General features: G+C 66.0%; 5 protein-coding genes. 2 read left to right on the forward strand and 3 right to left on the reverse strand.

The annotated features are described in order from the left end of the window. Positions 1 to 52: 52 nt before the first annotated feature. A complete protein-coding gene (locus AC1HIY_RS01150) occupies positions 53 to 2,329 on the forward strand; it encodes a S9 family peptidase (protein ID WP_479574863.1) in 2,277 nt (758 codons plus the stop codon). 88 nt (positions 2,330 to 2,417) lie between these two features. On the opposite strand, the gene AC1HIY_RS01155 is transcribed toward AC1HIY_RS01150, so the two are convergent. The 3 genes from AC1HIY_RS01155 to AC1HIY_RS01165 all read right to left on the reverse strand — a co-directional run bounded on the left by AC1HIY_RS01155 (position 2,418) and on the right by AC1HIY_RS01165 (position 4,565). After that, on the reverse strand, positions 2,418 to 2,933 hold the full coding sequence (locus AC1HIY_RS01155) for a carboxymuconolactone decarboxylase family protein (protein ID WP_479574864.1): 516 nt from the start codon (positions 2,931 to 2,933) through the stop codon (positions 2,418 to 2,420). A gap of 45 nt (positions 2,934 to 2,978) precedes the next feature. Continuing rightward, entirely contained in the window at positions 2,979 to 3,728 is a 750-nt protein-coding gene (locus tag AC1HIY_RS01160; RefSeq protein WP_479574865.1) for a glucose 1-dehydrogenase, read from the reverse strand. 225 nt (positions 3,729 to 3,953) lie between these two features. After that, a complete protein-coding gene (locus tag AC1HIY_RS01165; protein WP_479574866.1) occupies positions 3,954 to 4,565 on the reverse strand; it encodes a TetR/AcrR family transcriptional regulator in 612 nt (203 codons plus the stop codon). A gap of 194 nt (positions 4,566 to 4,759) precedes the next feature. Here AC1HIY_RS01165 and AC1HIY_RS01170 point away from each other — a divergent pair, with 194 nt between their 5' ends. Continuing rightward, the gene (locus AC1HIY_RS01170) at positions 4,760 to 6,046 is read left to right on the forward strand and encodes a dihydroorotase (protein WP_479574867.1); all 1,287 of its coding nucleotides are present in this window, start codon (positions 4,760 to 4,762) and stop codon (positions 6,044 to 6,046) included. The last annotated feature ends 21 nt before the right edge of the window (positions 6,047 to 6,067 follow it).

The following is a 6,067-nucleotide window of genomic DNA, read 5'->3' on the forward strand; positions in this document are numbered from 1 at the left end:
CCCCGCCGCGCGACCCGCTCATTCCCGCGTACGACCAAGCAGAGAACAGACCATGCGAGCACGAACAAGCTTTTGGATCCTCCTGATCATCGCGCTGACGACCGCGCTCCCGACCACGCTGCGGGCGCAGGAAGCCGCCCGCCCCCACCTCACGCTCGAAGACATTCACGCCTCGCGCAAATTCTCCGGCGCGTTCTTCCGGGGCGGGCGCTGGGCCGAAGCCGGGCCGGTCATCACCTTCATCGAGGCGGACCGGGAGAGCGGCGCCACCGACCTGATCCGCTATGACCTCGAAAAAGAGGAACGCACCCGCCTCATCGACGGCGCGAAGCTCATGGCCCCCGACGTGGACCGCCTCATCGCCATCGAAGGCTATCAGTACAGCGAAGACGGCACGAAGGTGCTCCTCTATACCGACTCCGAACGCGTCTGGCGGCAGAACACGAAAGGCTATTATTACGTCTTCGACCTCGCCTCCGAGACGCTCACTCCCATCTCCGACCGCGCCCGGGGCTTCCAGATGTTCGCCAAGCTCAACCCGGCGGGCGACAAGGTGGCCTTCGTGCGCGACCGCAACCTGTTCCTCGTCGATCTCGCCACGATGGAGGAGACGCGGCTCACCGACGACGGCTCCGAGGGCGGCATCATCAACGGCACCTTCGACTGGGTCTATGAAGAGGAGTTCGGTCTCCGCGACGGATGGACCTGGAGCCCCGACGGCGCGCGGATCGCTTTCTTCAAGCTCGACGAAAGTCACACACATGACTTCTTCATGACCGACCTGCGTAAGCTCTATCCGGAAGCCGTGCATTTCCGCTATCCGAAGGCGGGCGAGGTCAACAGCGAGATCCAGATCGGCGTCATCGACGTGGCGACGGGCGGCATCTCGTACTTCGACACGGACACGTGGTATGCGGGCGGCGACCGGCACGAGTACCTCGCTCGCATGGGCTGGACGCCCGCCATCGACGGCGCGAACAAGGTCTGGATGTTTCGCCTCGACCGCGATCAGAACGACCTCGACCTGCTCTACGGCGATCCCGCTACGGGCGAGGTCACGGTCGTTCTCGACGAGCACGAGCCGACGTGGATCGACGTGGAGACGAGCAAGCTCACCTATCTCGACGACGGCGAGCACTTCGTCTGGCGGAGCGAGGTCGACGGCTATGACCACCTCTATCTGTATGAGAACGACGGCGACCTCGTCGCGCCGATCACCACGGGGCCGTGGGACGTGACGGCCTTCCACGGCATCGACGAGGCGACGGGCACGGCGTATTTCACCGCCGCCCTCGACAGCCCGCTCGAACGCCACCTCTACCGCGTCCCGGTTCGCGCCGGCAGCGACGGCGGCGCGACGCCGGTGAAGATCACCGAGGCGCCGGGCTGGCACCGCATCAACATGTCCGCCGACCTGCGGTATTACATCGACTCGCATTCGAGCGCCACCCAGCCGACGGTCGTCACGCTCCACCGCCGCGACGGCGCGCCGGTGAAGACGCTCGAAGGCAACGAGACGCTCATCGAGACGCTGGCGGCCTACGACCTGCCCGCACCGGAGTTCATGACCGTTCCGGGCGCCGACGGCGCCTCGCTGAACGCCTACCTCATCAAGCCCCGCGACTTCGACCCGAACCGGACGTACCCGCTCCTGATGTACGTCTACGGCGGGCCGGGCTCGCAGACGGTGCAGAACGCATGGGGCGGCTCGCGCTATCTGTGGCACGCCTACCTCGCCGATGAACTCGGCATCCTCGTCGCCAGCGTGGACAACCGGGGCACGGGCGCGCGCGGCAAGGCGTTCAAGAGCGTCACCTACAAAAAGCTCGGCGTCCTCGAAGCCGAGGACCAGCAGGCCGCCGCGAAGCACTTCGCCGCCCTGCCCTACGTCGACGCCGGGCGCGTCGGCATCTGGGGCTGGAGCTACGGCGGCTTCATGACGCTCATGTCGATGCTCTACGACGACGGGCCGAACGTCTTCAAACTCGGCGTCTCCGTCGCTCCCGTCACCGACTGGCGGCTCTACGACACGATCTATACCGAACGGTACATGTCCACCCCGCAAAAGAACCAGGAGGGCTATCGGATGGGCGCGCCGCAAACCTATGCCGACCGCCTCGGCGACCACCAGAAGCTCCTCATGGCCCACGGCGACTTCGACGACAACGTGCACTTCCAGAATTCGGTGCAGATGATCGACAAGTTCGAGGCGGCCAACCGGCAGTTCCGCTTCATGATGTATCCGGGCCGCAACCACGGCATCTTCGGCGGCAAGACGCGCCTCCACCTCTTCCGCATGGCCACGGACTTCATCCACGAAAACCTGTGACGGCCGCAAGGCCCCCAACCAACACGGCGTCCGGAATGCATTCTCCGGACGCCGTGTGGCTTTCGGCCGTTGCTTCATACCGCGCGCTTTACCGGAACTGGGGGTCTACCTCCGTGTGGGCGATGTGGTTGATGTAATTGGTGATCGTTTTGATGCCGATCAGGGCGATGATCTCGTAGACTTGCCCGCGGGAGATGTCCCTGGAGGCCAGCGCTTCGAGGTCGTCGTCGCTGAGCCAGCCCCGCTTGTCGAGGATGCGGCGCGTGGCCGCGACGAGGTGGCGGAGACGTTCATTCCGGGGCAGGTCGCCGCTCAGGATGGCGTCGATCTCGGTTTCGGGCAGCCCCACCATCTTGCCGACGGTGCTGTGGGCCTTCGTGCAATAGTGACAGTCGTTGTACGCCGAGACGGCGAGTATGACGGCCTGCGTCTCCTGCGGAGTGAGCGAGGCGCCTTCGAAACGTTCGTTGGCCTTGAGGTAGATCTCCGCCACCGCAGGGCTGTGCTCGGCGATCTCCCGGTACACATTGGGAACGAAGCCGTAGGCGCTCATGACCTGGTCGAGGACTGCGCGCGTTCGGGATTCTTTCGTGTGTATTTCCATGACGTGATGAAAGGTTGGATAGAGGTTGAAGGTTGCCGGGGATCGTCAGACCTGCGTCAGCCCGCCGTCGGCGACGAGTTCCGTGCCCACGACGTACGAGGCGTCGTCGGAGGCGAGGAAGAGGGCGGCCTTGGCCATCTCCTGCGGCTTCCCGAACCGCCCCACGGGGATTTGCCGGGTGAGCGTCTCGCCGAAGGCTTCGACGGTTTCCGGCGGCAGGCCCATCTTCTCGAAGAGCGGCGTCTCGATGGGGCCGGGACTGAGCGCGTTCACACGGATGCCGCGTTCGGCGAGTTCGGTGGAGAAGGAACGCGCGAGCGAGCGGAGCGCCGCCTTCGTTGCGGCGTAAACCGAGAAGCCCGGCAACCCTTTCCGGTTCGCGCCCGAGGTGATGAGGAGGATCGAGGCGCCGTCGTTGAGGTGCGCGAGCGCACGCTGTACGGTGAAAAAAGCGCCCTTGAAATTCACGCCGGAGATCAGGTCGAAGTTCGACTCGTCGATGTGTTCGACCGGGAGCGGCCGGGCGATCCCGGCATTGGCGACGAGCACGTCGACTTTGCCGAAACGCTCGGCAGTGCGGACAAAGAGGCGGTCGAGGTCGGCGAGGTTCGTCACGTCTCCCTGTACGGCGAGGGCCTGGTCGCCGAGCATGCGGAGGGCGTCGGCGAGCCGCTCGCCGTTGCGCCCGAAGATGACGACGCGAGCGCCCTGACGGGCAAATTCCGTGGCGATGCCGAGTCCGATCCCGCTGTTGCCGCCGGTGACGACGGCGACCTTTCCATCAAGCTTTCCCATGAGAATGTCTCCGTGGTTGGTAGGTGGAGTGAAACTCAATAGTTGAGTGATCATCTACCAACCTCAGACGCGCCTGCTTCGAAAAGGTTACGGGAGAGGTAGCATCCTTTCCCGACAGCCTCGGGAAGGCGCCCTTCGCGAGAAGCGTTCGGGATCAACGGCGGGGATGGGGTGGAGAGGGGCTGGGTGTATGGGAGGGCAATGGCGGTGAACGCAGTGAGCCCCTCACGTTTCCGAGGCGGCGCGCTCGATTCCGAGAAGACGGAAGGCTTCGGGCGTAAGCGCCTCGATCACGTCCGGGTCGTTGTACGTGTGCGCCAGCATCTGCATTCCCTGGAGCATTGCCAGCAGGGCGCGGGCTTTGGACGACACGTCTGCGACCGGGATCAGGCGCCGGTCCCGGGCCTCTCGGAGGATCGTCTCGAAAAAAGCTATTTGCCGGTCGAACATCTCCCGGAGCTTGTCCCGAATCGCCTCGTCGAGCGCCTGAAGTTCGCCGCTCATGTTTCCGAAGGGGCAGCCGCCTACATGCCCGGTCGTCTGATGCGCTTCCCGGAAGGAACGGTGCAACTCGGAGAAAAAGTGCCGCAGACGGTCGAGCGGGTTCTCCAGAGCAAGAGCGGGCGCGAGTATCCGCTCGGAAAAGGCCTGCCACTGGGTTTCGAGCGCCTCGACCGTGAGGGCGGCCTTCGAGGGGAAGAAATAATAAAAGCTGCCGGGGCGGACGCCCGCTTTCGTGCAGAGCTCCTGCACACCGACGTCCACGAAGCCGCGGTCCCACATCAAGGTGCGGGCGGCGTCGATGAGCTTTTCCCGGGTCTTGCTCGTGCGTCCCATGAGGAGATCCTTTGAATTGAGTGATCGTCTAGGCCTCCAACGGAACGGAACGAGCGGGAGTTTCCCCCGGGCCTCGGGCGAGGGCCACGGTCCTCCCTCGAAAAAATCCCCGGGATCTTTGACCCGACTCGTGCGACAAACCGGTTGCCGCGGCGTACGTTCAAAGATCCGTTTCCCCTATCCCTTCCACGCCCATGACCCCGGACCTCCTCCTCAAGAACGGCCTCCTCCTCGACCCCGAAACCGGCGCGACCCGCCGGTCCGACGTGCTCATCCGTGAGGGCCGCATCGCGCGCATCGACCCGGACCTCGACGCCGCCGACGCGCCGGTCTATGACGCCTCGGGAAAGATGATCTCGCCGGGTTGGATGGACATGCACGTGCACCTCCGCGAGCCGGGCTATGAGCACAAGGAGACCATCGAGACCGGCTGCCGGGCGGCGGCGTTCGGCGGCTTCACGGCGGTGGCGTGCATGCCGAACACGAACCCGCCCATCGACGCGCCGGAGGTCGTCGCCTTCATCCGCGCCCGCGCCGGAGCCACACCGGTAGACGTCCACCCCATCGCGTGCGTCTCCGTGGGGCGCGCCGGGGAGACCCTCGCCGACCTCGAAGCGCTCGCCGCCGCAGGCGCCGTGGCCTTCAGCGACGACGGCTCGCCCGTGCAGTCGAGCGCCCTCATGCGGCAGGCCCTCGAAGCCGCCGCTCGCCTCGACCGCCCCGTCATCAACCACATGGAGGATCTGACGGCCGGGCCGAAAGGCTACATGAACGAGGGCGAGGTCTCGCGGCGGCTGGGCATGCGCCCCGTGCCCGCGCTCTCCGAAGAGTTGATGATCGCCCGCGACCTTTTGCTGGCCGAGCTGACCGGCGGGCCGCTCCACGTGGCGCACCTCTCCACGGCCAAGGGCGCGGCGCTCGTCCGCCTGGCGAAGGCGCGCGGCATCCCCGTGACGGCGGAGGTCTGCACCCACCACTTCACCCTCACCGACGAGGCCGTGGCGGCGAGCGGCTGCGATCCGAACACGAAGATGCACCCCCCGCTGCGCACCGCGGCGGACGTGGCCGCCATGAAAGCCGCCCTCGCCGACGACACCCTCGACGCGATCTGCACCGACCACGCGCCGCACGCGCCGGAGGAGAAAGCCGCGCCGTTCGACCGCGCGCCGTTCGGCATCCTCGGGCTGGAGACGGCCTGGGGGCTGACGGGCCGAGAGCTTCTCGCGCCCGGTGTGCTGACGGCGGCCGAGGCCGTGCGCAAGCTCACCGTCGCGCCGCGCCGCATCCTCCGCCTGCCCGTGCCGCGCCTGGCCGAGGGCGAAGCCGCCAACCTCACCGTCTTCGACGCCGAGACGCGGTGGACCTTCGAGGAACGCCACATCCGTTCGAAAAGCCGAAACACGCCGTTCGTCGGCTTCGAGATGGTCGGACGGGCATGGGCGGTCTATAACAAGGGCCGGTTCGTGGAGAACGAAGCATGAATACGAAAACGGACCGCCCTC

The organism is Rhodocaloribacter sp. (assembly GCF_056451265.1).